The following is a 26,861-nucleotide window of genomic DNA, read 5'->3' on the forward strand; positions in this document are numbered from 1 at the left end:
CCGGGTTCTCCGGAGGGCGGTGCTTTGGGCGGTTGAGGAGGCGACGGGGAGAAAAAATGCCGCCGTGCTTTCAAACAAGCCCCCAGGCTTTTTGTTTTAGCATATTACATGCGCCAATTGACCATACTAGCCTGCCTTTGCTTTTTACCCTGCCTCGCCGCACAGCTTGCCGCACAAATAAAATACACGCTGAACGGTTACATAAAAGATTCACTTTCCGGTGAAACATTGATCGGCGCATCCATTTCGTTTGAGGAAGGCCGCAAAGGTGTTAATGCCAACCGGTATGGCTTTTATTCCATTACCCTTGCAGCAGGCGAGTACCAGGCCGTATGCAGTTTTATCGGGTACGAAAGCAAGGTATTTACCATCAGGGTCGACAGTACCCGCAGCCTCGATATTTTACTTTCACCGCTTACCACCAGCATGAACAATGTGACGGTAATTGGTAAAAAGAAGGAAGACCATCTTAAAACAGCCCAGATGGGCAAGATAGACCTGGACATGAACGCCGTTAAAACCCTGCCGGTATTGCTGGGTGAAACCGATATTTTGAAAACCCTGCAGCTGATGCCCGGCGTGCGCAATGCAGGGGAGGGCAACAGCGGTATTTATGTGCGCGGGGGCGGACCCGATCAAAACCTCATTCTGCTGGATGAAGCCGTTGTATACAATTCCGGCCACCTGTTCGGCTTTTTCTCGGTATTTAATTCGGATGCCATCAAAAGTGTATCGCTCATTAAAGGCGGTATGCCTGCGCAATATGGCGGGCGTTTATCGTCTGTGCTGGATATTGCCATGAAAGAAGGCAACCTCAACAAAACGGAGATAGACGCAGGCATTGGTTTAATTGCATCGCGGTTTACCATACAGGGACCCATCAAAAAACAAAAAGCATCGTACATGCTGTCTGCCAGGCGCACGTATGTAGACCAGCTGATCAAACCCTTTGTATCCAAACAAAACTCATCGTACGGCTCGGGTTATTATTTCTACGACCTCAATGCCAAAATGAATTATATCTTTTCCCCGCGTGACCGCCTGTACCTGAGCGGCTATCTTGGCCGCGATGTGTTTGAATACAAAAACAGCCGCCGCTCATTCAGCTTGCGCGTGCCCTGGGGTAATGCCACAGCCACGGCCAGGCTTAACCATGTATTCAGCCGTAAACTGTTTGCCAACCTTACGCTGCTGTATAACGACTACAAGTTTTCGTTTGACGGCGGGCAGAATAATTTTAACCTCAAACTCTCTTCCGGCATACAGGATTATGCAGCCAAGACAGATTTTGACTGGTATGCATCTACCGCACATAAAGTACGCTTCGGGGCACAGTACACCTACCATACCTTCAGGCCCAATGTGGCATCGGGCAGCCAGGATACAACCGAGTTTACACCCAATAATTCCGTAACCAAACATGCCAAGGAATATGCAGCCTATATACAGGATGACTGGGACATCAGCAAACTGCTGAAACTGAATGTTGGTGTGCGTTACAGCGTGTTTCACCAGGTAGGTCCCTATACTGCTTACAACCGTGATGCAGACGGCAATAAACTCGACAGCGTACAATACGGCAGCGGTAAACTGGTAAAAGGATATGGCGGGCTCGAACCCAGGGCTACGCTGCGTTTTATGCTCAACAACAACAGTTCGGTAAAACTGGCCGTTACCCGCAACCTGCAATACATACACCTGGTAACCAATGCCGGTACCACATTGCCTACCGATTTATGGGTACCCAGCACCCTGCACGTAAAACCGCAGATAGGGTGGCAGTATGCAGCGGGGTATTTCCGCAATTTCAATAACAATATGTTTGAAACCTCGCTGGAACTGTACTATAAAACCATGCAGAACCAGATTGAATACCGGGAGGGATATACGCCATCACTTACCGACCCGGAGCAGGAATTTGTATTTGGCAAAGGCTGGAGTTACGGCAGCGAACTGTTTGTACGAAAAGTAAAAGGAAGGCTTACCGGCTGGGTGGGGTACACCCTTTCTTACTCCTGGCGCCGGTTTCCTGATCTGAACTATGGCAACAAATACCCCAGCAAATACGACCGCCGGCACGATTTATCGGTGGTGGGTATGTACGAACTGACCAAAAAATGGAAACTATCTTCCATTTTCGTGTACGGATCGGGCAATGCCATGTCGCTGCCTGAACGTTTTTACTTTATTAACAATGTGCTAACGCAGCAGTACAGCACCATCAATGCCTATCGCGCAGCGGCCTATCACCGGCTCGATTTTGCGGCCACCTACACGCCGGTTCCCAAACGCAAACACAAGTATACCAGCAGCTGGGTATTCAGTATTTACAATGTGTACAGCCGCGCCAACCCGTATTTTTATTATTACGATCAATCCGGCAGCATTTCCCTGAATGGCCGGGTGGTGATAAAAGCCAAAAAAGTATCTTTGTTTCCCATTATTCCCGCCGTTACCTGGAATGTGCACTGGTAACCGCTTGTTTTTATTCTTATAATTTATTAACTTGCACATAGTCAAATTTGTTACACATGAAATTCAGTACAGCACCTGCGGTAAAAAGCGAAAAAATGCTGCGCCTCGAAAAGGCCGGTTTAATGCCTGCCTTACTGGCTGCCGTTCGCAACGAACGCAATGCCCACAGGGGTGTTCCTGTAGCAGCACGTGCCTCAAACGGTATTTCAGTAACACGCGTAGGTTCTTATAAAAATAAATAGCATTAGCCGGGCCGCATGAATATAGCGCTAGCCACACTTGTACTGCTCATTGTACTTTATCCCGGTTTTCTCTTCAGGCGGTTTTACTATACCGCCGAATTCTCCAAGGAATATTTCAAGCAAACACTCACCGATTTAGTTTTCGCCAGTATACTGCCCGGATTTATCATTCACATCATAGGCTTTGAATTATTTGTCAGGGGCCGCTACACTTTTGATGTGCAAACCCTGGGTACCCTGCTAAGCGGCACCACCGATGCAGGCAGGGTAACCGGCGCCTTTAACGGTATTGGGCAGCATGCTGTACTGATTATTGAATACTTTGCCGGTGTAAGTATACTGGCCATTGCAGGCGGTTTGCTTACCAAGCAGTTTGTACGCAGGTTAAAGCTCGACCGCAAATTTTCGCTGTTCCGTTTCCAGAATGAATGGCACTATGTATTCAGCGGTGAAATGCTCGATTTTCCTGATATCCCCGGTACTGCCGAAAACGTAGATTTTAAATATGTAGATGTGCTGATGCGCAGTGATGAAGGCACGGTGATTTACATGGGTGTGTTATCGCATTATACGTTAAACAAGGAAGGCGGCATTGACCGTATTTACCTGTCTGACGTAAGCCGGCGTTACCTGCGGGAAGATGAAGCGCCGGCAACAGGAAAGCCCGACAACCGTTATTACGATTTGCCGGGCGAGTTCTTTATTATTCCTTACAACCTGGTGCTGAATATGCACATTACTTACTACAGCCTGGATCTTACACCTGAAAAGGAACAGGAAATAAAAGATGTTACACCGGAAGCATAAGCCCCTTATTCCTGTATTTAATCTTTCGTGTCTTTGGAATAGGCCATTGAAAAGTGGTCGTTACCTGTGCCCAGCTGTTGTAAAATAGCCTTACACACTGCATCGGGCTGCTGTACATCATTTACTTTTAAACCATTCTCTGTTGAAATGGTGAAGCGCAGGTTCTGGGTACTGGTAATAATTTTGCGTTTCAGCAATTCATTGATGATAACCTGTTCCGCGTTTGGTTTATCGGGACGGGGCACATATCCGCTGCTTACCACGTTTTCGCCGCTATCATCTCTTGTGATGACAAAATTACCGCCAGACACATCAGTAGACATCGTGGTTTTACCGGAAGAGGTGACTTTGCCTCCCGGAGTTGGCGGAGCCGGTATAGCAGGTGCCGAAGCAGCCGGCGACATCAATACGTCAGTAGTAATAACAGGTTGTGCTGCACGGGCAGTTTTGGGAGCAGGTGGCGGCAAGGGAAGGCTTTGTGCAGCAGGGGCTGTTGCGCCCTTGGCTGTTTTGGCTGGTGTTGGCGCTGCCGGGGCTTGCAGTTCTGCAGGTTCGGGCGTTTCAGCAGCTTCCGGGTGGTCAGGTACTATCGCGAATGGTGCAGCAGGTGGTGCTGGTGCCGCAGTCAGCTTTTCTATTTTCTTCCTGTAGGCTGCCCATTCATTTTGCGGAATAGCTTTGCCGTTAATATACAAAGAGCTCATTTGGTCGTCAGCAAAAACTATCTGGTACAGCACGCCGTCCTTCTCTTTAACCAGGTAGGTATGGTACAATTGCCCGTTCCATTTTTGCTGGTTATGCAGGTAGGTTCCGCTACTGATCTCTTCCGGTTTATACACTTCGTAAGGTGGCTCTGCTTTTTTGCGCGTAGTGTCACTGTAGGCCGTACCGGCATATTGAGCGGGTGACGGCTGTTTGCGTTGTTCAAAAGCAGGTATGCCCGCAACCACCAATACAGCTACAATACAAAGACTGAGCAGCAGTTTTTCCCAGCGGTTGAGTGAGCGGTTGCGGCTGCCGATCATACGCTGCACGCGTTGCATAAGCGCGCCGCCTTTTTTGCCCAGCGTCATTGCATAATGGGCGCTTGCACCACGGGTATGGTATTCCTGGCAGGATACCAGTGCGCGGATATATTTTGCTTTGTTGCCGGTATGTGCCACTGCAATATCATCGCAGCAATTTTCCCTTTCTGTGCGCAGCAGTGCGGCAATCCACCAGATGGCAGGATTAAAGAAAAATACCGTTTCTACCAGGCTTTGCAGCAGGTTAACCAGATAATCCCTGCGGCGAATATGGGCCAGTTCGTGAATTAATATAGCAGTTGTTTCGTCGGGCGGCAGGTTGTTGAGCAAACCGATGGGCAGCAATAACACAGGCTTCATATGACCAATTACCATGGGCACCTTTGCCAGCTGCGATTCCAGCAGCTGTACCTTTTGCCGCAGCTGCAGCCTGTTACTCAGTTGTTGCAGTTGCTGCTGCCAGTAACCGGTTACAGCAGCGGTTTTATAACGGCGCATATACCAGGTGCCATGCAGGCCTGCGAGCAGCTGTATGGTTTTCATGGTAAACAGCAGCAGCCATATTTGTACCAGCGCACCGGTGTGCTGGTTAATCCATTGCTGTAATAAAACGGTAAGCGAATCTGTAGCGGCGCCACCATATTGTACCTGCTCAAAAACAACAGCCGGCATGTAAGCCGCTGCATTGCCGGATACGGCAGCCGTAGCGGCATTGTGCCACTCGCAGATAAAAGTAACCACAGCGCCGAGTGTAAACACCGTTAAGGCAGCAACCAGGCTGTTGTAGCGTGTGCTGGCCCTGCTGCTGCGGGTGCACAATACAATAATACCGGTTACAATGGCCAGCAATACGCCCTGCCAAAGTGAATGCAGCAGGGTGTTGCACAAGGCCCGGGCCATTTGCCCGGTAAATAATGCAGAGAGCGTTTGCATGGATTAATATTTTGATTTTTAATTAATTATAGAAATTAATTTAATTATTTCTCCAGCTTATCCAACAGGTCTTTAATGGCCTGGATCTCTTCATCTGAGGTTTGTTTATTGCCCAGTAGCTGCATAACCAGTTTGCTGGCCGAGCCCTGGTACATGGCGTCTACGAATTTCTGCAGCAGGTGCTCCTTGGTTTGCTGCTCTTCCTGGGCTACACGGTAAATATGCTTCATCTGGCTTTCATCGCGCAGCAAAATGCCTTTGTCTGCCATAATCTGCATCAGCTTCAGGGTAGAAGTGTAGTTCACTTCCCTTTGTTTGTTCAGCTGGTCGTTTACAAACCTTACCGTACTGGCGCCATGTTCCCACAATACCTGCAGAATTTCGAGCTCTGCTTTGGTGGGGTCTGCTGTTTTGAGTGATCCCTGTTTCATGAAATCTAAGGTAGGAAATTTTTCGTACGAAAAAATATTTATGTTTACCAGCGGTCAGAATTGCTCATTCCGCGGTAATAAGTGATGGCTGATTCTTTTTGGTTTTCAAATAGAGTTTTCCACTCATGTGAGCAAATCCCCGGCATAGCTCCTTTCTTTTTTTGTATTTTGATGTTACTGGACTTTCTTTTCACAAAACACCAATCACAAACAAACTGCATGAGAAAATTTACACTGGCCGCAGCATGGCTGCTGCTGTGCACCGGCTGCATGCTGCAATTAAACGCGCAGGTAACCACTGCCACACTCAATGGTATTGTATACAATGAGGCAGGTAAGGTATTACCAGGCGCCACCATTACCTTGTCGTTTGCCGACGCAGGCATTAATAAAACCACCGCTACCCGGTCTGACGGGCGCTTCCTGGTACCCAACCTGCGGGTAGGTGGTCCGTATACGGTTACTGCATCCTTTGCCGGGTATGAAAGCAAAACAGAGCAAAACATTATGCTTGACCTGGGCGGCAGCAGCGACCTGGTATTTACCCTGCAACAGGGGGCGGGCAAGCTGCAGGATGTGACGGTGACCGCCCGTTCAAAAATATTCGACGATAAACGTACAGGCGCATCTACCAACATCAGCAGCAGCCAGATCAGGCAGCTGCCTACCATTTCACGTTCTGCAGATGATTACACCAGGCTTACCCCATCTGCATCACCCACGTACAACGGTACCTCTTTTGCAGGGCGCAATGGCCAATACAATAACTTTTCACTGGATGGTGCGGTATTCAATAACCCGTTTGGACTGGATGCTCCTACACCGGGCGGACAAACAGGCGCCCAGCCCGTTTCACTGGATGCCATTGACCAGATACAGGTAAACATTGCACCGTACGATGTGACGCAATCAGGCTTTACCGGTGCGGGTGTAAACACTGTAACCAAAAGCGGTAGCAATAAAACCACCGGAACCATCTATGGCTTTTACCGCAATGATGATTTAACCGGACAGCGTGTAAACGGCACTAAAATAAAAACACCCTCCCTGTCGCATGTACAGGCAGGTGGCTCGCTGGGCGGTGCCATCAAAAAGAACAAGCTGTATTATTTTGTGAACTTTGAAACCGAACAACGCGAAGACGCTGCAAGTGCCTATGTTGCACAGACAGATGCCAACAAAGGCGGTATCACTACTTCACGCGTACTGGCCAGCGACCTTGATTCGGTAAGCAATATCCTGCAGCGCCGCTTTGGTTACGAAACCGGCCTGTACGAAGGCTTCAAACTAAAAACCAAGAACTACAAATGGCTGGCTAAAATAGACTGGGTCATCAACAGCCGCCATAGCCTGTCCTTTACCTACAATGGCCTTGACGCTTCACAGGAAAAACCGGCACATCCCAATTCCATCAACCGCCGCGGTCCGGATGCCATTACGCTGCAGTTCAGGAATTCAGGTTATAAAATGATCAACCGGCTGCATTCATTCGGACTTGAGCTGAAATCGAATTTCAGCGACATGTATGCGAATAAATTCAGGGCAGTCTATACCATCTTCCGGGACAAGCGCGATCCATTTTCCACACCCTTCCCGGCGCTTAATATCACCAAGTACGGTGTGCCGTATATTGTTGCAGGGCACGAGCCTTTTTCCATCAACAACGTGCTGAACCAGGATGCACTGCAGCTGACAGACAACTTCAACATCCTGCTCTCCAAACATACCCTCACCATCGGGGCATCGTACGAGCAGTTTAAGTTTGCCAACTCCTTTAACCTTACCGGTTATGGCGCCACATTGTTTGGCGGTATCGATATCAATGATTTTATTACAAAGGTGCCGGTTGGCGGTAACGTAGTGTTTGGTGCTTACCCGCTTGATGTGGATGTTACCTATGCCCGCAACGCAGGCGCAGCAGGCCAGTGGAAATGGTATTATCTTACCGTTGGCCAGGCAGCGCTTTACCTGCAGGACGAATGGAAACCCGGCCGCAACTTCACATTAACCTATGGTGTGCGTGCAGATAAGCCGCTCTACTTTTCTTCCAAGGCCAGCTACCGCGAACCTGTAATGAATGCAGATGGTACGTTTGCGGGTAATTATCTCACCGGCTCACCCACATTGCCCAACACAGATGTATTAAAACTGTTTGATGAAAACGGCAATCCTGTAAGCAATGGCCCCGGCCAGCAGATTGACAACACCCGCATGCCGACAGGCAAAATATTGTTCTCGCCACGCGTGGGCTTTAACTGGGATATCAGCGGGCATAAAACTGTGCAGCTGCGCGGCGGTTCCGGCCTGTTTACCGGCCGCTTCCCGTTTGTATGGTTAGGCAATGCAATCGGCAATCCCAAAACAGGTTATTACAATATCACTGCGCAAAACTTCAGGTGGCCGCAGATATGGCGTACCAATATCGGCATCGACTATAAACTGCCTACAGGAACCATTTTCACTGTTGATGCGGCTTACAGCAAAGACGTACATGCCATGCTGGTGCGTGACTATGGCTTAGGATTGCCCACCGGCACGCTTAACTCCGGCACAGGCGATACCCGCAGTATATACCTGCCGGCAGATAAAGGCAATACCAGCACCTATGTGTTTACCAATACCAACATTGGCCACTCAATAAACCTTACATTCCAGGTACAGCAAACATTCAGCCATGGCCTGTATGTAATGGGCGCTTACAATTATCTTATAGCGAGGGATGCCAACTCTATTTCAGCTGAAATTTCAGGTGATGCGTTTGACCGTAATCCTGTACTCAACAATTCCAACAAAGCAGTGGGCGGACCATCATTGTATGGCAATACGCATCGTTTTGTGCTGGCTGGTATCCGCAAGTTTACCTATGGCGCTAAAAAGAATTTTGCCACCACGGTATCGCTGTTCGGCAGTTACACCAGTGGCAACCGGTATTCTTATGTGTATGGCGGTGATATTAATAACGATGGTTCTGCTGCGAACGATCTGATCTATATTCCTACAGCAGCAGAAATCAGCAATATGAATTTTGCCACCCTTACCGATGCATCGGGCAAAGAGCAGGATGCAGCTGCACAGCGCAATGCACTCGAATCATTTATCCAGCAGGATAAATACCTGCGCGGCCACAGGGGCAGCTACAGTGGCAAGTATGCAGGCACCACACCGTGGTTTAGCCAGGTGGATATGCGCGTGTTGCAGGATTTTAATTTCAAGGCAGGAGACCGGGTGCGCACCATCCAGTTCAGTCTTGATTGTGTAAACATCGGCAACCTCATCAGCAGCAAATGGGGCGTTCGTAAATATGCCAGTGCTTCGGGTTATTACCAGCCTGTGGCTTACACCGGCAAAGATGCAGGCGGTAAAACCATTTACCAGTTCGATCCTTCACAGCAATCTACCTTTACCACCAGTCCTGACCTGCCTTCGCGCTGGCAGTTGCAGTTGGGTTTGCGGTATATTTTTTAAAGAAGCTGGTACGAATGTATCAATGCGTAAAGCCCATCCTAAACAGATGGGCTTTATATTTTAAATGAAGAGGCTCAAAATCTCACTGGTTATGGATGATTACTAAAAACAAAAAAACACCCAGGTTTAAAGTAATCCTGGATGTTCTTATTAAGTTAATAAGTTTAGCGACAAAACTTAAAGCTTTTATTGATTTGTTTCAGTAAAAGCAGGGGACCAGAGGTAGCAGCCTCCTGGTTCCTTTAATTAAAGGTAGCTACTTTTTATAATAATTGCCAAATTTTTGAGCAAATCGATAAGTTGTTATTTGGCTGCCTTTTTACTTTTAAGGAGGTTAAAACCAACCGTAAAATTAATCATCTTGTTTTTGCTGGGCTGGTAGGAGTAATTCTTGTACACAACAGAGTTTTGCAGTGCCTGGCTATACTGTACGCCCGCATAAAACCGGTTGAAATGATATTGCACACCAACTGTTGCACGCGGATCGAATTTGCGTACATCGTACGACTGGCCGAGTGCCGCGCGGTCTACGGTGCCGCCTGAAAGCAGGTAATTGTTTACCCTGAGCGTGGTAACAGTATCTGAAGCAGAATTAAAATTCTCCTGTTTGTTTACCAGCACTTTTTGCAGAAAAGCCAGCTCTATGCCGCCAAACACACTGATGTTGCGATTGATGTTATACTCAGCGAGTATGGGTATCTTCCAGTAATACACCTGGTCAACCGTTTCTTTGGTTGTAACCAGTGCCAGATTAGACACCAGGTTTACAACAGGCACCTGCTGCGTAACCGGGTGTTTGAAATTACCGGGTGCAAATAGGGCAACGCCTGTAGATATGCCCCAGCGGTTATTGATGTGTATGGTGGCCTTTAAAGAAGGAAACACCGGCGCCTGGTATAACAGGCTGTTGGGGTGACTGTGACGTGCGATGGTTTTATTGAGCTCCAGTGCAACACCCAATAAAGGCTGACGGGTAATTTGTTTTTTGGCAGCAGACTTCACGGTGCTGTCTTTAGACTTGTCTGTTGGCGTAGCGGTTTTAGCCGTAAGGCTGTCAGGACTGGTAATTTTCGCAGCGCTTGTTGCAAGGGGAGAAGCCGCCATTGTATCGGCACTGTTAGCCTGCCGTGTAGCATTGGCTACAGGTGGGGCTTCGTTGTTGGCGCCGGCAGCAGCGCTAAAACTATTGCCATGCACCGGTTTACGACCTATTTTTGCGTTGCCTCCAACTTCACCGGCAACAAAGCGGCGGGTTGCAGGTTCAATAGTTGACGTTTGGCCGGCAATTGAAAGCGGTTGATTGTTGTGTACAGTTGTATCAATAAGCGTTGTTGTATTGTTGTTTTGAGCGTCGCCTGGTTTGGTTGCGGCGTGGACTGCAATATCTTCCGGTATGGAGCTTTGCTGCAGGGCATCGCGTGTGTGCATGGGCAAACCCAGGAACAGCGTTGCCGCTACAAGGGCGGGCCATAAAAGCAGCCGCAAACGTGATCGCACGGGCAGGGGAACTACCGGCGATTCCGTTGCCACAGGCATGTGCGTGTCCAGCAGACTGCGCATCTGTGCCCATCCCGTATCTTCCAGGAAGGAAGGCGGTGGCCCGTAATCGTGTATATCATCTTGGTCTTCAGGCATATTTTCTCTTTAAAATTTCCTGCAAACGTTTTTTACCTTCCGAAACATGCCAGCGCGAAGTGCTTTCGGTAATATGCAGTTCTGCTGCTATTTCCTTATGGGCATAACCCTCCAGGAAAAACAGTCTGCAAACCTTGCCTGTGGTTTCGGGCAACAGGCTGAAATAGTACGCTGTATCGCGTGAATTGCCGGGCTGTGAATCGTTGTGCTGAATATGATTGCTAACCGAATCGTTTATTTCTATGGCAGCGATCGCGTTTTTTTGTTTGCGGTAGTGGTCAATGCACTGGTTGCGCAAAATGCGCTTGCTCCAGGTTTCAAAACTGCCTTTGCTGGTGTCGTAATCTTTCAGGTGCAGAAATATCTTCAGAAAGGCTTCATTGATAATCGCCAGCAGGCTCTCATTGTCGGTTGTGTAATCCCTTGCTACGGTATAAAATAGGCCAAAGAATGCCCTGTACAGCTTTTCTTGCGCTATACGGTCGTTTTGCAGACAAAGGGCCAATATGTTATCCAGGTTCTTAACGCTCACTGCTGAAGGTAAAACCGGCAGATTTAATCCGCCGGTTTCCGCCGCAAATTTCTAATGAACAAATGTTATCGTTTTCAGAATTTTTGGTGCATTTCTCATAGAATCGATGAAACGTACCTGTAAAACTGAATCGTTCAGTGCTAAAACTTTCATTACGCTGATGCCGTAGCTGTAATTAAGGGTTGCCAGGCTGTCTTCGGCAGCTGTAGCAAACAACCAGCGGCCCTGGCCGTAATGGAAAGCGTTGCTGTCGCAACCTTTGGCGCTGTCAAGATAGGCAAAAGCGCCGGAGCCGTCGCTGTATACGGGCTGACCGAAGTAAATACCTGCTTTTGAATGACAAGGCTGAAATATAGAACTGTCCTGGGTTGAATCGTTTTTCTTTGGGATGGTGATTGATCTGATCGCCCAGGGTTTCTGTACCATAAATACCTGGTTTTTGGTGAGCGATGCGGGTTGACTGTCGTTTGATTTAAAACAGCCGGTAATGGTCGCCGCGGCGAGTGCTGTCGCAGCAAGTGCAAGCAACGGCAGTTTGTTTTTCTTCATTTCCCTGAAATTTTTGAGTAGTGGTTATTTACTACCCTAATACGTACTGCAACGTAAGTATTGTTGGGCCGCCCAAAAATAAACTGCAAACAGCCTGGCCGCATGCACAGGGCCGTGCAATAAAAAAGCGCCGCCCGCGGGCAGCGCCTTTTGAATTATATAACTGATAATTAGTTGTATATAGGGTTTTGTTCCAATTCTGCAAGATCAATATCGGCATAGTTTTTTACCACGTTGTACAGGGTATCCCGTTCAACCGGTTCGCGTTTTACCTGTTTAATCAGCGCTACCAGCTGGGCTGTGCTCAGTGAAGGGGTTTGTTCTTCACTGCCGGCCATTGAGTAAATTTTGGTGGTATCATCAATGGTACCGTCCAGGTCGTTTACGCCGAATGACAGGGTGAGCTGTGCATTTTTACGGCCAAGCATGGGCCAGTAGGCCTTCAGGTGCGGGAAATTGTCCATGTACAGGCGGGCAATCGCGTACAGTTTCATGTCCTCGATCACTGAGCTTTCTGCCACATGGCTCATCTCATTGTCTTTATTGCGGAATTTGAGCGGAATAAAGGTATTGAACCCGCCGGTTTCATCCTGCAGCTGGCGCAGGCGTTCCATATGGTCTATCCGGTGCCAGTATTGCTCCAGGTGGCCGTACAGCATGGTTGCATTGGTATGCATGCCCAGGTTGTGTGCAGCACGGTGAATATTCAACCAGCCGTCAGCATCCACCTTGTCATCACAAATCTGGCTGCGTATATCGGGATGAAAAATTTCAGCGCCGCCGCCGGGCATCGACTGCAAACCGGCATCGTGCAGCTGTTTCATGCCCTGTTCTACCGTTAATTTGGCTTTACGGAACATATAATCCAGCTCTACCGCGGTAAAACCTTTGATGTGCAGATCGGGCCTGTGTTCCCTGATTTTGCGGATGAGCTCACAGAAAAACTCGAGGTTCATTTTGGGATGCACGCCACCTACAATGTGCACCTCTGTTACAGGTTTGCCATCGTATTTTTTAACGATGTCGAGCATTTGCGCTATGCTCAGTTCCCAGCCCTCGTCACGATGGGCGTACAGGCGTGAGTAAGAACAAAATTTGCAGGAGAACACACAAACATTGGTGGGTTCTATATGAAAATTGCGGTTAAAATAGGTCTTGTTGCCATGTTTTTGCTGCCTTACCCAGTTGGCAAGTGCGCCAACAAACGGCAGGCTGCCATTTTCAAACAGGGCCAAACCCTCATCGGCAGTGATTCTTTCACCTGCCAGGATTTTGTCGCCTATATTTTTTAAATAAGGATCAGCTGTTGCCGAAACAATGGTCTTTGGGTCTGCGCTAACGGTAAACATTGCTCTTCTGTTTAGGGTGCAAAGCTAGAGAAAAGCTACGAGCTGCGAGCTGATAGCTTCGGGATTTGTTTTACCTCAATACCCGTTCTGTCACTTTATGATCCAGGTACACCAGTTGTACGAAGTACATGCCATGCGGTACGTTGCCAAGGTTTACAGTAATGTACGACGGGGCATTGCTGCTGTAGCGCGATGAATAAATGCGCCTGCCTGCTGCATCGAACACTTCAATGCCCTGCAGGTTGGTGGGCGCTTTCAGGTGCTGCACCGCAAACCAGGTCTGGAAGGGGTTGGGGTAAATCAAATATCCCTGTTCTTTCAGTTTGGCCGGCAGCGACTTGGTATAGATCTGTACACTATCGATATAAATATTGTTGCGCCCGTTCGATACGTTGCGGAATACCACCTGGAACGAACCGCCGCTCAATGGTACAATGCTGGTGAGGTTAATGCTGTCCCTGCGGTACTGGGATGCCTGTGACGGAACAAAAACAGCCCCGCCGGCGGGTGTGCTGCCTGCCGTTTGCAAAGTAGTGCCGTATTTCTCGTAAACTTTCTGCAAGGTATTACCGCAATCGCTGGTAATAAACACCTGTAGTGTATCGCCCGGCAATACCGAGATAATGGGCGTATGCGCAGCCGCTACATCAAATACCACGAACACTGAATCCACGGTGCCGTATTGCACTGTTGGACTGCGCAGTTCATCAATGTTACCGCTGCCGGTATAGGCAAAATTGTTCATGTAGGCAGCATGGCTGTCCTGCGATGCATTGTTGCCATTGGTTTTCGTGGTTTGTGCCCAGGTTATGCTGTTGTCGGGATTATAAATACCCCAGCCTGCAGGTGGAACGGTGCTTTCAAAGCTTTCGTATACCGGTGCATTGACAAGCCCGGTAATGGCAAAACCCTGGCTTGCGGTGTCATTCGAAGTAAGCTGATCTGCATTGCCATTGGGGCTGGTGGTGTAAACAAGCAGGGTATGCTGGCCAAGACTGCCGGAAACTCCCTGCAGCGATACGGCAATAGAATCGTTGGGAGCAAGGTTGCCCTGCCAGGGCACGGCTGTAGCGGTTGCATTGTCAACCGCGTAGTGCAGTGTTGCGCTGGTAAGCGTTGCGGTGCCGTTGTTGAATAGCGTTACGGCAGGCGTAATGCTGGTACCTGTGCACGTAAACGGCGGAGCGCTCAATGTTTTAATCGCAATATCGTACTGTGTTTGCGAGTTTTTAGTAACCTGTATATCATCAATGTACAGGTTATTGCCCCAGCCGGCTATGTTGCGGAAGAGGATCTGCATTTTTTGCCCCTGCACCAGGAAAGGCGTTAGGTCTACGGTTTCTTTGCGCCACTGCGTTGCTGTTGGCACAAATGAATTGGGTGTGGTACCTGCAACAGTAGACAGGTCTGGTGAAGATTTGCGGTAGGCAGGCTGGTAGGTTAATCCGCCGTCGCCCGATACCCATATATCCAGCCCATCCACATAACCGTTTTGGTTTAATTGCCGGTATGCCACCTGGAAGGTGAGGGTGGCTGCATTGGCTACACCAAAATCGATCGGTGGTGTAATCAGGTCGTCCCATTCGCCGTCAAGACTGTCCACATAGTTTTGTACAACAGCCGATTTGGTGCCGGTAGCACCTGCGCCTGATGCCCTTACCCAGGTAAACGCGCTGTTGTCGGGGTTGGAAACTGTCCAGCCCTGCGGGGGGAAGCTGGTACCTTCAAAGCTTTCTGTGAACGGCGCTGCAATAGCTGTTTGTGCTACGGTAATCTGTTTTACAATGGTATCGTTTAATACATAACCATCTGCACCGCCATTGGGTGTAGTGGTAAATACGGTAAGGGTGTGCGCGCCCTGTGCTGCAGTAATGGGGCCAAGGTTTACCAGGGTATCATGACCGGGTGCCAGTTTGCCCGACCAGCCCACGGTTGTAGCCGTACTGCCATCATACTGTACGGTAAAGTTTACACTGGTGAGCGTGGTATTGCCAGCATTGCGCAGTTGCGTAATAACATTGGTATTTTTAGCTACTACCGGCACCACGCCGCAGGCACTGCCGCCGGGCTGCAATGCAACCAGGTAAGCATCTGTAAACGTGCCGGGTGCAGATGCTGCAGCCGATGCTTTTAAAGAGCTGCGGTATAAATCCAGCGCAGCATGCATGCGGCACACCTGGTTGGCAGTGAACATACCGTAACTCACATCATTGGTATAATCCATGTAGTTCTGGTAATTGATGCCAGGCTTGGCAGTACTGCAATTGTCTATCACATAACCGGCCAGAAAACCGCTGGAACTTACACCCTGGTTGGGTGTATCATCAGTACACGCTGCAGGTAAATCAGCGCCTGTTTCTGTAGTGAAATCGCTTTCAGAGCAGGTATTGCTTTCCAGCTGATCATCGCCCCAAACATGGTACAGGTAAAAATAGTGTCCTGTTTCATGAACCAGCGTGCGGCCCAGGTTAAACCGGGGATCTACATGGCAGGGGTTAATGCCGAAGCCGATATTGTTGATCACCACACCCTGTTCGCTGGCTGGTGTCATATAGGGAAAGGTAGAAATTCCAAGCAGGCCATCTGTAAAATTGGCCACCCATATGTTGAAATAGTTATTGACATCCCATGCATCCAAACCGCCCTGGGCTACATGTTTTACGGCATTGGATGTATTGGAAGTAAAGGTGGCACTGGTTGTTTTGCGTTCAATGCCGTTGGTTAAGGCTCCCGCAGGTGTGCGGCGTGCCATTACAAAACGGATATGTGTGCGGCCAAAGCGGGCTTTGAATTCCGGTGTAAGAAAGCTGGTATCTATGTTGGCACCGGCGTAGTCGGTATTGAGTATTTCAATCTGGTCGAGTACATCCCTGTCGGATATGCTGGCCGGGTTATTGGTGATAATGTGCACTACAATGGGAACTACAATCGTTCCTGTGGGAAAGGTTTCCCGGCTTGCGGGGCTGTTGCGGTATTGCTCCAGCAGGCGTTCGCTTTCTGCTTTCCACTGGTTTTTAAGATCGGGATTGTTGCGCAGCATGTTTTGCATCACTTCCATGGTCGCACACCTGCGCGTGATATGGTTGGCTGATGGCTGTTTTTGGGCAAAGATCTGAACAGAGAGCAGGGTTAATACTGCAGCTAATACTTGTTTAAACGGCATATAGGTAAATACGGCTCACTAAGCTAAAAGCCTGTTTAAAATTAACGTTTTAAACATATTTTACCATGCATATCTGCACAAAATGAAAAATTGCCGATGATTAAATCAAAATACCGGCAATTGTAGCAGAAAGATACGATGCCAGTGTACCACATAACAAGGCTTTTAAACCCAGTTTGGCAAGGTCTGTACGGCGGCCTGGCGCTATTTCACCGATACCGCCTATCTGCATGCCAACGCTGCTGAAGTTCGCGAAGCCGCAAATGGCAATACTTACAATCAGCAGGCCTTTTTCTGATACAATGGGAACTGATTTATTGGTGAGGTTCTGAAAGGCAACAAATTCATTGATGGATAATTTCTGCCCCAGCAAAGTGGCTACGTTGTTTACATCGCCATCAGGTACACCCATTGACCAGGCCATGGGGTAGAAGACTTTACCGAAAATATAATTCAGGCTTAAATCAAAGTGCGGGTTAAAGAGATGGCCTATTTTAATCAAACCCCAGTCCAGCACAGCGATTACGGCAATAAAACCAATCAGCATGGCAATTACATTCATGGCTATTTTAAAACCATCGCCTGCGCCGTGTGAAATGGCATCGATTACGTTGGTGTAATGGCTTTTCACTTCCAGTTTTACCTTGCCCATGGTTTGACTTTCTTCCGTTTCGGGGAACACAATTTTCGCGATAACCAATGCGCCGGGTGCAGCCATTAAACTGGCGGTGATTAGTTTGGGGGCAAGATCAAGTCCGGCCGCTGCGCCCATATTGGCATACACCACCAGTATACCGCCGGCAATACAGGCCAGGCTGCCGCTCATGCTGGCGAGCAGTTCGCTTTTGGTCATACCCTGTAAATACGGGCGAATCATTACCTGTGCTTCCACCTGGCCAACAAAGGCGCTGGCAACATTGCTCAGGGCTTCAGCGCCGCTTACGCGCATTACAAAGTTCATGGCACGGGCAATTACCGCTACCACGCGCTGCATAATGCCGTAGTGGTAAAACACGGCCACCAGCGCGCAAACCAATATAATAGTGGCCGTAACATTAAAGGCAAATACAAACCCGCCGCCCCTGTAATTGGCAATGATGCCGGGTTGTTTTTCTACCGCAATACCTCCGTATACGAATGATGCACCCTGGAAGGCGAATTCCTCAATTTTTTGCATGCCATGTCCCAGCGCCTGGAAAAAGCGCGATACAGGCGGCACTTTAAATACCAGCAGCGCAATGACAATCTGCAGGGCCATGCCGCTGAAAACCAGCCGGTAATTAATTTTTTTTCTATTGTTGGAAAACAGGAACGCCAGTCCCAGGATAAGTGCTATGCCAATAATCCCTTGAAATCTTCCCATAGTAACGGAGGTAGAGGTATATTAAAATAAGCGATGAAGATATGTAATTTCCTGCTATACCGAAGTAATCCACCAGGTAATTCCGAAGGGATCTTTCACGCCACCGCTGCGGCCGTACGATTGATCGGCCATTTCATTTACCACCGTAGCGCCTGCTTTCAGGGCCCGCCGGAAGGCTGCATCTGCATCTTCCACGTAAATAAATAAACCCGCAGTTTGTACGTTGTACGCGGCTGTGGAATCGGCAAACATGATGGTACTATTGCCGATCATCACCTCGGCATGCATTACGGTGCTTTCGTCGCGCATGGCGCGGTAGGTTTCCTTTGCGCCGAACACTTCCTGCACAAAGGCCGAAAAACCGGCAGCACCCGGTACCACGAGGTAGGGCATAATTTGCTGGTGTGTCTGGGGAATAGTTGTTGTTGACATGGCATTTAATTTTATGTAAAGCTAGCAAGTGCTCACCGCCCGGAATTGTAAAAACGCGACACTATCCGTCCCTCCATTCAGCTCCTTCGGGGTTCCCGTGAAAATATTGGCCTGGCTCGTAGCCGGAGAATTGCTTAAAATCATGGATGAAGTGGGCCTGATCATAGTAACCGCAGCTGTAAGCGATATCAGTGAGCGGGCGCAGCCTGTTGCCATAATGCGTTAGTGCATGCTGGAAACGGATAATGCGTGCATAACGTTTCGGACTGAAGCCCGCCGCTTCCTTAAACCTGCGTTGAAACTGGCGTATGCTGAGGCAATGGTCATAGGCAAGCTGCTGTACACTAATGGTACCCTTTGATGCAATGAGTTGCAGCACAGGCGAAGCCATGGCCTCCGGGATAACCGGGTGCATGCGCAGCTGCTGTTCAAGAAAACCGGTTACCAGTGCAGCCCTGGCGGTATTGCTGTCTGCTGCCAGTACCTGCTGTTCCAATTCACGGCCTGTGTTGCCTAAAAATGTTTCGAGACCGGGCATCTGATCACTGAATTCAGCAGCAGGCATGCCAAACAGGCGTTGAAAAGCGAAAGGGTAGAAGTACACGCCAAAAATGCCAAAACTTTCGTGGGTAATAAACCGGTGGTATTGTGTGCCCTGCCCGTGTATCATAGACAGCGGCTCACTTAATGCACCTTGCTGTGTGAGTTGTTTAAACCGTCCTTTGTAATGAAAAATCATCTCCGGTAAACCATCTGCCATAGAACGGTACACATAGGGCTGCCCGGCAGGCACTTCATGTTCCAGTACCCAGTAAGCCCGCACAAACGGGCTCAGCAACAGCGATGGCGGCAGCGTATAATAAAGCATCGGTTCAAAGATGGTTGTTCAAAGAAGTACTTTGAACAACGGTTCAAATGTTCAATAGTTCAATAGTTCAAACGTTCAATAGTTCAATAGTTGCAGACAAGGTTACATTGAACATTTAAACAATGGAACCAATGGAACCTTGTTATGCCTTCCATGCATCTATGGCCGACTTGATAGCGCCTGCTATCGCCGCAGGGTTTTTGCTCATGATAGAGGCGCCGAGTGTACTGGCTGCCGCGGCTACATTGATGGCTTTTTGTATGTTCTGCAGCTGGTGGTAGCTGCTTTTCAATTCCTCTGTAAGTCCTGCAATTTTAGCAAGGGAATCCTGTACCGTGTTCATCACGAGCAGGGTTGACTGGGTAAACAAATCGTCGGAGTAGTTCAGTATATTCCAGTGCAGCGAGCGCAGCTGCTGGTTTTGTGCTTCGCTGAGTGTATTGATATTGGCAATGCGGTATTCGCCTACGGCCTGGGCTATTACCAGGAAACTGTGTGCAAGCTGGCTTGTTTGTTCGGCAGTTAACTGTGGCATATGGGCTATTTATCGGCGTTTTTAATGGTATTGAATTCGTTGTACAGATCACCCAGGTCATTGGCATAGCGCATGGTTGCTTCCTGTACATCTTTCGCGGTTAAACGGTTGCGGTTATTGTATAGCTGGCGGTGCCCTGCTGCTGTTTTTTCCAGTGCTTTGCCAAAGGTTTCGAGCAATGCCTGTTTGGCCGCAATGGCAGCCATGGTATCATCGTATTCGTCAATCACTTTTTTCTTTTCAAAATCGGTTGCTGCATGACGCATCATTTCAGGATAAATATCATACTGCAGCCTGGCTGCCTTTACCTGCAACTTGCCGCTGAGATTGGTGGCAATGGCAAAGGACAGGTAATGCAGCAAGGTATCCACAGGGCCGTTGGATTGTTCGATCACCTGCTTCAGCTTGCGGCTGCGGTAACCATCAGTGATGAGATGCAGTAACACTTCCGATATTTTTGAATAGGCATTCACTACTTCCTTTTTGTAAGGCGTGGAACTGATTAAACCCGATTCATTGAGCGAAGTGCCCAGCGCCGTTACCTTGTAGGTGCTGGCATCTTTACCGGCAAGTTTTGACAGTGCAGTGAAATAGGCTTTCAATGCCTCATATATTTTACGGGTACCTGCATCGGCCTTTTTGTTCGATTCGCAGGGGCAGGGTGTGGTTTGCAGCTGCAGGCTGAAATAACGTTGCAGTTTGCACGAATCGGCACAGGCCTGTTGAAAGGAATACCCGGTATTGTCGAATTGTGTGATGTTTTCCAGCGCACCTGTGGCGTAGGTATCCACCGCTTTTATGTTTACACAGGCATGAAGCGTGGCAATAAGCAGTAGCAGGAGGGCAGCAGAACGTAACTTTTGTGTCATAGCAAGTTAGCAGGTTATTTGGGCTTCTAAGGTCGGGGATTTTTTTTATTTTCACCCATTAACATGACAAACGATACACACAATTTTACAACCGGCAGCAGCCGCATCAAAGCGGTATTGACCGGTTCTGCAGGTAACCTGGTTGAATGGTTCGACTGGTATGTGTACGCAGCCTTCGCCATTTATTTTGCACCCGTGTTTTTTCCGAAAGGCAATCCCACAGCCCAGTTGCTCGATACGGCTGCCATATTTGCCGTAGGCTTCCTGATGCGCCCGGTAGGCGGCTGGCTGTTTGGCCGTATTGCAGACCGCAAAGGGCGTAAAACGGCGATGACTTTGTCGGTACTCTTTATGTCATTCGGGTCATTGCTGATTGCATGCATGCCATCGTATAAAAGCATTGGTGTTATTTCTCCTGTTTGTTTGCTGCTCGCCCGTTTGCTGCAGGGGCTGAGTGTAGGAGGTGAGTACGGCACTTCGGCTACCTATTTAAGTGAAGTGGCGGTAAAAGGTAAACGTGGCTTTTATTCCAGCTTCCAATATGTAACACTCATCGGCGGACAACTGGTTGCGCTCGGCGTACAAATGCTGTTGCAAAAGGTGTTGCTGAGTGCTGAACAAATGCATGCATGGGGATGGCGCATTCCATTCGTGATCGGTGCTATACTCGCGGTAACCGTGTTGTACCTGCGGGTGCATATGCCCGAATCACTGCAGAAGGCTGCTGCCAATAAAAACAGCGGATCGCTGAAAGCACTGCTGCAACAGCATCCCAGGGCAGTAATGACTGTGGTGGGCTTAACCATGGGTGGTACCCTGGCATTTTATACGTACACTACCTACATGCAGAAGTTCCTGGTAAATACGGTGCACTTAACCAAGGAGCGGTCAACCGAAATCGTATTCTGGCTAATGCTGATCTATGCTTTTTTACAACCATTGATGGGCGCTTTATCTGACAGGATCGGCCGCAAACCCCTGTTAATCTCCTTCGGCATACTCGGCACTATTTTCACGGTGCCCATCTTAACCGCAGTGAGCACTGCAGGCACCGCTGCCACTGCTTTCTGGCTCATACTCGCAGCGCTGGTGATTGTAAGCGGTTATACTTCCATTAACGCCGTTGTAAAGGCAGAATTGTTCCCTGCCGGCATACGTGCGCTGGGTGTGGGTTTTCCCTATGCCATTACTGTTGCGCTGTTTGGCGGAACTGCCGAATACATTGCCCTGTATTGTAAAAACATCGGGCACGAGCATTGGTATTACTGGTACGTAACCACGTGCATTTTCATATCCCTGTTGTGTTATGTATTCATGAAGCCCGGGAAGGAACTGGATCGCACAGCGTGAAGCGTGAGTGAGAAGCAGCGAGAATCGAGAATCGACAGTCGGGACTATCTTAGCGAACGTTATTCGTGAATCGTCAGTCGTCAGTCGTCAGTGATCTTGGCGAAGACTTTTCGAGAAACGAGAATCAACAGTCGGGACTATCTTAGCGAGCGTTATTCGTGAATCGTCAGTCGTCAGTGATCTTGGCGAAGACTTTTCGAGAACGAGAATCGACAGTCGGGACTATCTTAGCGAACCTATTGCTTCGCCGCAGGCGACTGGCACCAGACAAGCTTGCAGCTCGCAGCTAGAAGCTTGCAGCTGTTACCAGCTTCAACAGGCTTTGCAATTGCTCCAGGGTTTCAGCATCGTGGAGGCGACCGTCTTCACCAATTTTCTTGGTAACGGCAGGTATGCTGATGCTGCCGCCTTCGGGTATGCTGGCGCCGATTACTTTTAAGGTGGTGAGCAGCGAAGCATGTGCTTTATCGCCGCCTGTAACCAATGGCGAGCCACTGATAGTGATGGTAGGTTTATTGGTAAACTCGCCTGAGGAAACCAGCCAGTCCAGCGCATTTTTTAATACACCCGGCATGCCAAATGCATACTCCGGTGTGCATACCACCACAGCCGCAGCATCCTGTACCTGATTGCGGAAAGCCTTTACCGGTGCGGGTGTTAGCTGCTCTGTATTAATATCCGGGTTAAAATGCGGCAACTCACCAATAGACGTGGAAAACAGTACAGGCAGATCTGTTCCCTGCTGCATGGCAGCCACCGCTTCCAGTAACGACTGGTTAAACGAACGCGCACGCAAACTCCCTGAAATAGCTAAAATATATCGCTCCATCTTACTTATTTGTTTTAAATAACCATAAAAGCCATCAAGCCATTAAACCCTTCAGGCAATCATTCCCCCAGCTTAAATTTCTGCAGCACCGGCACCGGCAAACTGCCAGCAGCAACAGCTGTGTTCACGGGGACGCCGATAAAAAATAATTCACCCTTATAAACAGTGTACTGGAAGTAATTATCCTGCGCAGGTAAACGCCATTCATGCAGCAATTTACCGGTATAGTCCAGTTTAGCGAGCCACGTGGCTGCAGGGTCTGTATCTTTTCTTACGAGCAGGTAAATCGCTGTTGCATCTGCATACACATTATCATGACCAGCCCATTCCCAGTGATAACGCATAAAAGGGATTTTAACACTGCCGGTGATGACGCCATCAAGAGTAATGGCGGTAATCTTTACGTACTGCGATTCATCGGTATTAAACGGGTTGGATAAGGTAATGATATGAATAAACTGCTCCCTGAACCAGGCACTGGCCAAAAACTCATCTTCCCTGGTGGCGATGATTTTCTCCAGCTGCTTGCCGGTAGCTATATCCTGGCGTTGTAAAAAAGGCTGGGTCATAGAAGTATACTCCTTGTTGTAATTACCCAGCACATATATTTTGTTGTTGCCGTAGAAGGTGTAAAAGGGCAGCACGCTTGTCCATGTAAAGGCAAAGGTTTGCAGTTTGCCGCCATAACTTACTGTTGTTTTAATAACACTTTTGCTGGCCTGTTCTGTTGCCTGTGCACCGTTGTTATATAGATAAGCGATGGCCGTTCGGTTATTGCCTGTGGCAATGGTGCCGCACACATCTGCAGTCGCTGCACCCAGACTTACCGTTTTCAATGTTTTTCCACCGGTGTTAATGTAGCGCAGTACCTGCACTCCGCTGGCTGCATTGCCGGTGTTCGTGGCATGCACACCGGTTACCAGCAGGGTATCGCCGGCAAATGCCATCTGGCTGAATACGTTAATGGGCAGGCTGTCTATCCTGAGCGACCATTGTTCTTTCAGCGCGGCATCGAATTTTTTTACCGTGGCAAAACACGCGCCGTTGCTGTTTTTAAACGTTTTGCCCAGTATAAAAACACCCTCCGGTTTTACCAACAGGGCCTGGCTGTACTGCACCCCGCTCAGCGCCGTTTGCGCGCGGCCCGCAAGGTTAATACACAATAAAAAAGCTGCGAAGACAATCCGTTGGTTCATGCAGTTGAAATAATTGAAGAGCATAAAGATAAGTAACACAATTTTTATTCATCATTCATTTCCGGAGGCTTACATTTGTGTACTTCCTAATAAACCCATGCTTATGCGTTTCTGGCAATATGTTTCCCTTTCCGGTTTGCTGCTGGCTGCATGTAAACAGTCCAATCAGCAACAAAGTGTTCACCTTACGGCAAATGCCATCTACAACAAAGATTCGGTGTTGTGGGTAGCTGCCCACAGCGAGGGCGCTGCAGGTGCGGCTGATAAACTTTTTCAGAAAGCGGTGGATGAATACCGCAACAAAAACAAGGCATCCGGCAGTGTTGCATTGTTTAAACAATCGCTCGTGGTGCTTCCGCAGGCGAAGACGTATTACGAACTGGGCAATGCGCTTTCGGGCAGCAACAAATATGAGGAAGCCGTAAAAGCCTACTCCATGGCAGAAGCCCTCAACTACAAACCGCTGGGCAAGCTGCTGTACAATACCGCCTGTGCATATTCTATCTTACACCAGGATTCTGCTGCACTGTACTACCTGGTGTCTGCCATTGAATTTGGTTACAACAACAGCAAACAGATATTCAGCGATCCTGACCTGGAATACATCCGTAAAGACAACTGGACATTCTCCAATGCCGTAAAAGCTGCGCTCAATGGGGCAGGTGATACCGAAACACTGGAGTGGAAAATGTATGCCCGCGATTTTAAACCATTGCATTTCCCGCTGGTGCTCGATACCAATTATATCCGGGTTGACCAGGAGGGATACCTTGGTGAGGAGAAAGTAATTCCCTACGATTATGAACGTTATGTAAGCGAAATGCGCGACAGCAAGTTTTCACGAGATGTAGGTAAAGTGGCCGTGCGTGTAGGCCAGGTAAAACAAACCGATTCTTCCGTGGTATTGATCTATGCTATTGAAGACGAGTTTCTGCGTGAAGTAATGCCCAATGGCGGCAATATTTCCCTGAGTTACTACCTGGTTAGTTATGACAAGAAAGGCAAGCTGATAGAAAAACTCGCCATTGGCGGACATAAAAAATTCAGCGAGCCGTTTAAAATTGCAGAGCTGAAACAGGATTCGCAGGTAAGCATCAAAAGCTATAAAATATCTTACCTGAAAGACCCCGAGCAGTCAGGCTACGAAAGTGATAACCATGTTACCGCAATGGAAGAAGCCGGTACCGAACAATACAGCATTACACCGGGCGGGCATTTTGTGAAAATGTAGGGAGAGGAGGGGATCACTACTCACCACGCGTTTTTATCATCCACTCAGCGATCAGCCAGTTCAGCACCCAGCTGGCCCAGGCAACAAAAACATAGGCTGCTACAGGACTTATATTGATCCGCAGTACAGCAATGCAATAGATCATACCGCGCAGGGTAAGTGCCGATAAGGTCAAGGCATAACTGCGTGTCATCATGTTACCGTGCAGTTGCCATTTGCGTTGTAAAGCATAGCGCCAGGCAAGGGCGGTGGTAGTAAGCCACGATAAGGCGAGTAAAACAAACCCGGTGCGTGCGGGCCATCCGCCGTTGGCATAAAAAGCCATCACTAAACCGGCAGGCCCGCTTAACAGCAATACCACCAGCACGTACAGCTTACCTGCCAGCCTGTGCCAGCGCGGGTATTTGCGCAGTAAGGTGCGGTTAAATTGCAGCAGTCCGCTTACCAGTACCAGCATGCTTACAAATACATGTACGTAAAAACTCACCCGCCAGTGCAGCAGGTGATATACCGCAATTTTAGTTTGCAGAAAGCCGGTATAGCGGTCAAATGAAGTGTAAGGCAGGGTTAACAGCAACATTAACCAGCTGCCTGCCAGTATCAGCACTACAGTTATTACTGCCGGTATTTTGCGCAGCAGCGGTAAGGCGGTATGTTTAATCCACGATAATGCTGAAATCAAATCCTTCCCCTTTAATGCCGTTCAGGTATTTTTTGCCGTCGTCGTTCTGGTAAAAACTGAAATCAAAAACAGTGTTTGTTTTCTTGAAAGTTTCATTGGGTTGCCAGTTTACCAGCACCTGGTTGTTTTTTACCTCCCAGGTACCTTTTACGGTAGTCAGCTGGTCTACATAAGTACTGTCTGTTATATGCGCGTAATAGGTAAGCAGGCAGGAGCCATCTTTCTCAAAATTGATATCGCTGTGGTCGCCGGCCATCATGCCGCCATCGGTAAAGGGATCGTAACCTACCTCATCAATTTCGTACTGGCGTTTGGGCGAAGTGGCTCTTGCCAGGGTAAAATCTTTGGCGCGGGGGCCGTCTGGCTTCACGGGCGACCAGCTGGCGGTGGCTTTGGCAAAAGCCGTATCGAAGTTAATGATGAAATGACCGTCATAGGGATTATCACCCGGCTCATCAAGCGTGGCGGTAAAGCCATTGGCCGTAGGCAGCAGCTCACCGGTAATGTTTCTTTTCAGGCCCTTGTGTACATTGTACCCGGCCACTTTATTGCCGTTATGATAGTTAATGGTGATGTAAATGGGGCTGCCATCAAAATCGCCTTTGTACAGCGATACTACCGCAGAATCGGAAGCGGTGTGGCTGGCGGGTTCCTGGTTTGTGTTTTTACCGGTGCAGGCGGTGAGCATTAATCCGGTCAGCAGTGTTGCAACAACAATGATTTTCACTTGAAATGGGTTGTTTTGCACAAAACTATTGTTATAATGGTTACGCGCAGCTTGTATATAGCATATTTTTATAAGGAACACAGTATTGATACCCATTTAGATATAGCAAATAAATGGTATACGGTAGGAGCCACCTGCATTTTACGCGTCGCAATGCACCAATTCTCCACAGA

At 48.6% G+C, this 26,861-nt stretch carries 22 protein-coding genes; 6 read left to right on the forward strand and 16 right to left on the reverse strand.

Annotated elements, in window-relative coordinates; all coding sequences use genetic code 11:
- Positions 1 to 108 precede the first annotated feature (108 nt).
- From DXN05_RS10700 to DXN05_RS10710, 3 genes are read left to right on the forward strand one after another with little or no spacing between them, the layout of a single operon-like run.
- Complete coding sequence (locus DXN05_RS10700; RefSeq protein ID WP_116847250.1) at positions 109 to 2,475, forward strand: TonB-dependent receptor; 2,367 nt, start codon at positions 109 to 111, stop codon at positions 2,473 to 2,475.
- A 56-nt stretch (positions 2,476 to 2,531) separates the two neighbouring features.
- Positions 2,532 to 2,717 carry a hypothetical protein gene (locus tag DXN05_RS10705; RefSeq protein ID WP_116847251.1) on the forward strand — a complete coding sequence of 62 codons (186 nt, stop codon included), beginning with the start codon at positions 2,532 to 2,534 and terminating at the stop codon, positions 2,715 to 2,717.
- Between the two features lie 15 nt (positions 2,718 to 2,732).
- A complete protein-coding gene (locus DXN05_RS10710; RefSeq protein WP_116847252.1) occupies positions 2,733 to 3,524 on the forward strand; it encodes a hypothetical protein in 792 nt (263 codons plus the stop codon).
- Positions 3,525 to 3,541: 17 nt separating this feature from the next.
- On the opposite strand, the gene DXN05_RS10715 is transcribed toward DXN05_RS10710, so the two are convergent.
- Together DXN05_RS10715 and DXN05_RS10720 are read right to left on the reverse strand one after the other, a co-directional pair.
- Positions 3,542 to 5,482 carry a M56 family metallopeptidase gene (locus tag DXN05_RS10715; protein ID WP_116847253.1) on the reverse strand — a complete coding sequence of 647 codons (1,941 nt, stop codon included), beginning with the start codon at positions 5,480 to 5,482 and terminating at the stop codon, positions 3,542 to 3,544.
- A 44-nt stretch (positions 5,483 to 5,526) separates the two neighbouring features.
- Complete coding sequence (locus tag DXN05_RS10720) at positions 5,527 to 5,913, reverse strand: BlaI/MecI/CopY family transcriptional regulator (protein ID WP_116847254.1); 387 nt, start codon at positions 5,911 to 5,913, stop codon at positions 5,527 to 5,529.
- A gap of 219 nt (positions 5,914 to 6,132) precedes the next feature.
- Here DXN05_RS10720 and DXN05_RS10725 point away from each other — a divergent pair, with 219 nt between their 5' ends.
- Positions 6,133 to 9,378 carry a TonB-dependent receptor gene (locus tag DXN05_RS10725; RefSeq protein ID WP_116847255.1) on the forward strand — a complete coding sequence of 1,082 codons (3,246 nt, stop codon included), beginning with the start codon at positions 6,133 to 6,135 and terminating at the stop codon, positions 9,376 to 9,378.
- 303 nt (positions 9,379 to 9,681) lie between these two features.
- On the opposite strand, the gene DXN05_RS10730 is transcribed toward DXN05_RS10725, so the two are convergent.
- The 10 genes from DXN05_RS10730 to DXN05_RS10775 all read right to left on the reverse strand — a co-directional run bounded on the left by DXN05_RS10730 (position 9,682) and on the right by DXN05_RS10775 (position 20,673).
- On the reverse strand, positions 9,682 to 11,013 hold the full coding sequence (locus DXN05_RS10730; RefSeq protein WP_116847256.1) for a hypothetical protein: 1,332 nt from the start codon (positions 11,011 to 11,013) through the stop codon (positions 9,682 to 9,684).
- Positions 11,006 to 11,545 (reverse strand): RNA polymerase sigma factor, encoded by a 540-nt coding sequence (locus DXN05_RS10735; RefSeq protein ID WP_158559209.1) that lies wholly within the window; start codon positions 11,543 to 11,545, stop codon positions 11,006 to 11,008. The genes DXN05_RS10730 and DXN05_RS10735 overlap by 8 nt, the downstream gene beginning before the upstream one ends.
- A 51-nt stretch (positions 11,546 to 11,596) precedes the next feature.
- Positions 11,597 to 12,094 (reverse strand): hypothetical protein, encoded by a 498-nt coding sequence (locus DXN05_RS10740; RefSeq protein WP_116847258.1) that lies wholly within the window; start codon positions 12,092 to 12,094, stop codon positions 11,597 to 11,599.
- Between the two features lie 170 nt (positions 12,095 to 12,264).
- The gene (gene mqnE / locus DXN05_RS10745; RefSeq protein ID WP_116847259.1) at positions 12,265 to 13,443 is read right to left on the reverse strand and encodes an aminofutalosine synthase MqnE; all 1,179 of its coding nucleotides are present in this window, start codon (positions 13,441 to 13,443) and stop codon (positions 12,265 to 12,267) included.
- 70 nt (positions 13,444 to 13,513) lie between these two features.
- Positions 13,514 to 16,606 carry a T9SS-dependent choice-of-anchor J family protein gene (locus DXN05_RS10750; protein WP_116847260.1) on the reverse strand — a complete coding sequence of 1,031 codons (3,093 nt, stop codon included), beginning with the start codon at positions 16,604 to 16,606 and terminating at the stop codon, positions 13,514 to 13,516.
- A 100-nt stretch (positions 16,607 to 16,706) separates the two neighbouring features.
- Positions 16,707 to 17,969: a NupC/NupG family nucleoside CNT transporter gene (locus tag DXN05_RS10755; RefSeq protein WP_116847261.1), complete on the reverse strand. Its 1,263-nt coding sequence runs from the start codon at positions 17,967 to 17,969 to the stop codon at positions 16,707 to 16,709.
- Positions 17,970 to 18,023: 54 nt separating this feature from the next.
- Positions 18,024 to 18,401, reverse strand: a complete 378-nt coding sequence (locus tag DXN05_RS10760; RefSeq protein ID WP_116847262.1) for a VOC family protein — start codon at positions 18,399 to 18,401, stop codon at positions 18,024 to 18,026.
- Positions 18,402 to 18,462: 61 nt separating this feature from the next.
- On the reverse strand, positions 18,463 to 19,269 hold the full coding sequence (locus tag DXN05_RS10765) for a helix-turn-helix domain-containing protein (protein ID WP_116847263.1): 807 nt from the start codon (positions 19,267 to 19,269) through the stop codon (positions 18,463 to 18,465).
- A 142-nt stretch (positions 19,270 to 19,411) separates the two neighbouring features.
- Positions 19,412 to 19,804, reverse strand: coding sequence for a hypothetical protein (locus DXN05_RS10770; RefSeq protein ID WP_116847264.1), 393 nt, complete (start codon positions 19,802 to 19,804; stop codon positions 19,412 to 19,414).
- Positions 19,805 to 19,809: 5 nt separating this feature from the next.
- Positions 19,810 to 20,673: a hypothetical protein gene (locus tag DXN05_RS10775; RefSeq protein WP_116847265.1), complete on the reverse strand. Its 864-nt coding sequence runs from the start codon at positions 20,671 to 20,673 to the stop codon at positions 19,810 to 19,812.
- A gap of 63 nt (positions 20,674 to 20,736) precedes the next feature.
- Between DXN05_RS10775 and DXN05_RS10780 the strand changes: the two genes are divergently transcribed.
- Positions 20,737 to 22,023 carry an MFS transporter gene (locus DXN05_RS10780; RefSeq protein WP_116847266.1) on the forward strand — a complete coding sequence of 429 codons (1,287 nt, stop codon included), beginning with the start codon at positions 20,737 to 20,739 and terminating at the stop codon, positions 22,021 to 22,023.
- A 286-nt stretch (positions 22,024 to 22,309) separates the two neighbouring features.
- On the opposite strand, the gene DXN05_RS10785 is transcribed toward DXN05_RS10780, so the two are convergent.
- Together DXN05_RS10785 and DXN05_RS10790 are read right to left on the reverse strand one after the other, a co-directional pair.
- The gene (locus tag DXN05_RS10785) at positions 22,310 to 22,852 is read right to left on the reverse strand and encodes an NADPH-dependent FMN reductase (RefSeq protein ID WP_116847267.1); all 543 of its coding nucleotides are present in this window, start codon (positions 22,850 to 22,852) and stop codon (positions 22,310 to 22,312) included.
- A 59-nt stretch (positions 22,853 to 22,911) separates the two neighbouring features.
- Positions 22,912 to 24,048, reverse strand: a complete 1,137-nt coding sequence (locus DXN05_RS10790) for a hypothetical protein (RefSeq protein WP_147313892.1) — start codon at positions 24,046 to 24,048, stop codon at positions 22,912 to 22,914.
- A gap of 103 nt (positions 24,049 to 24,151) precedes the next feature.
- On the opposite strand from DXN05_RS10790, the gene DXN05_RS10795 reads away from it, so the two are divergent.
- The gene (locus tag DXN05_RS10795; RefSeq protein ID WP_116847269.1) at positions 24,152 to 25,279 is read left to right on the forward strand and encodes a tetratricopeptide repeat protein; all 1,128 of its coding nucleotides are present in this window, start codon (positions 24,152 to 24,154) and stop codon (positions 25,277 to 25,279) included.
- A 16-nt stretch (positions 25,280 to 25,295) separates the two neighbouring features.
- On the opposite strand, the gene DXN05_RS10800 is transcribed toward DXN05_RS10795, so the two are convergent.
- Both DXN05_RS10800 and DXN05_RS10805 read right to left on the reverse strand, forming a co-directional pair.
- Complete coding sequence (locus DXN05_RS10800; protein WP_245975181.1) at positions 25,296 to 25,961, reverse strand: DUF2306 domain-containing protein; 666 nt, start codon at positions 25,959 to 25,961, stop codon at positions 25,296 to 25,298.
- Entirely contained in the window at positions 25,936 to 26,688 is a 753-nt protein-coding gene (locus DXN05_RS10805; RefSeq protein ID WP_147313893.1) for a hypothetical protein, read from the reverse strand. The genes DXN05_RS10800 and DXN05_RS10805 overlap by 26 nt, the downstream gene beginning before the upstream one ends.
- Between the last annotated feature and the right edge of the window lie 173 nt (positions 26,689 to 26,861).

It is taken from the genome of Deminuibacter soli (assembly GCF_003412455.1).
GTDB classification, from domain to species: Bacteria; Bacteroidota; Bacteroidia; order Chitinophagales; family Chitinophagaceae; genus Deminuibacter; species Deminuibacter soli.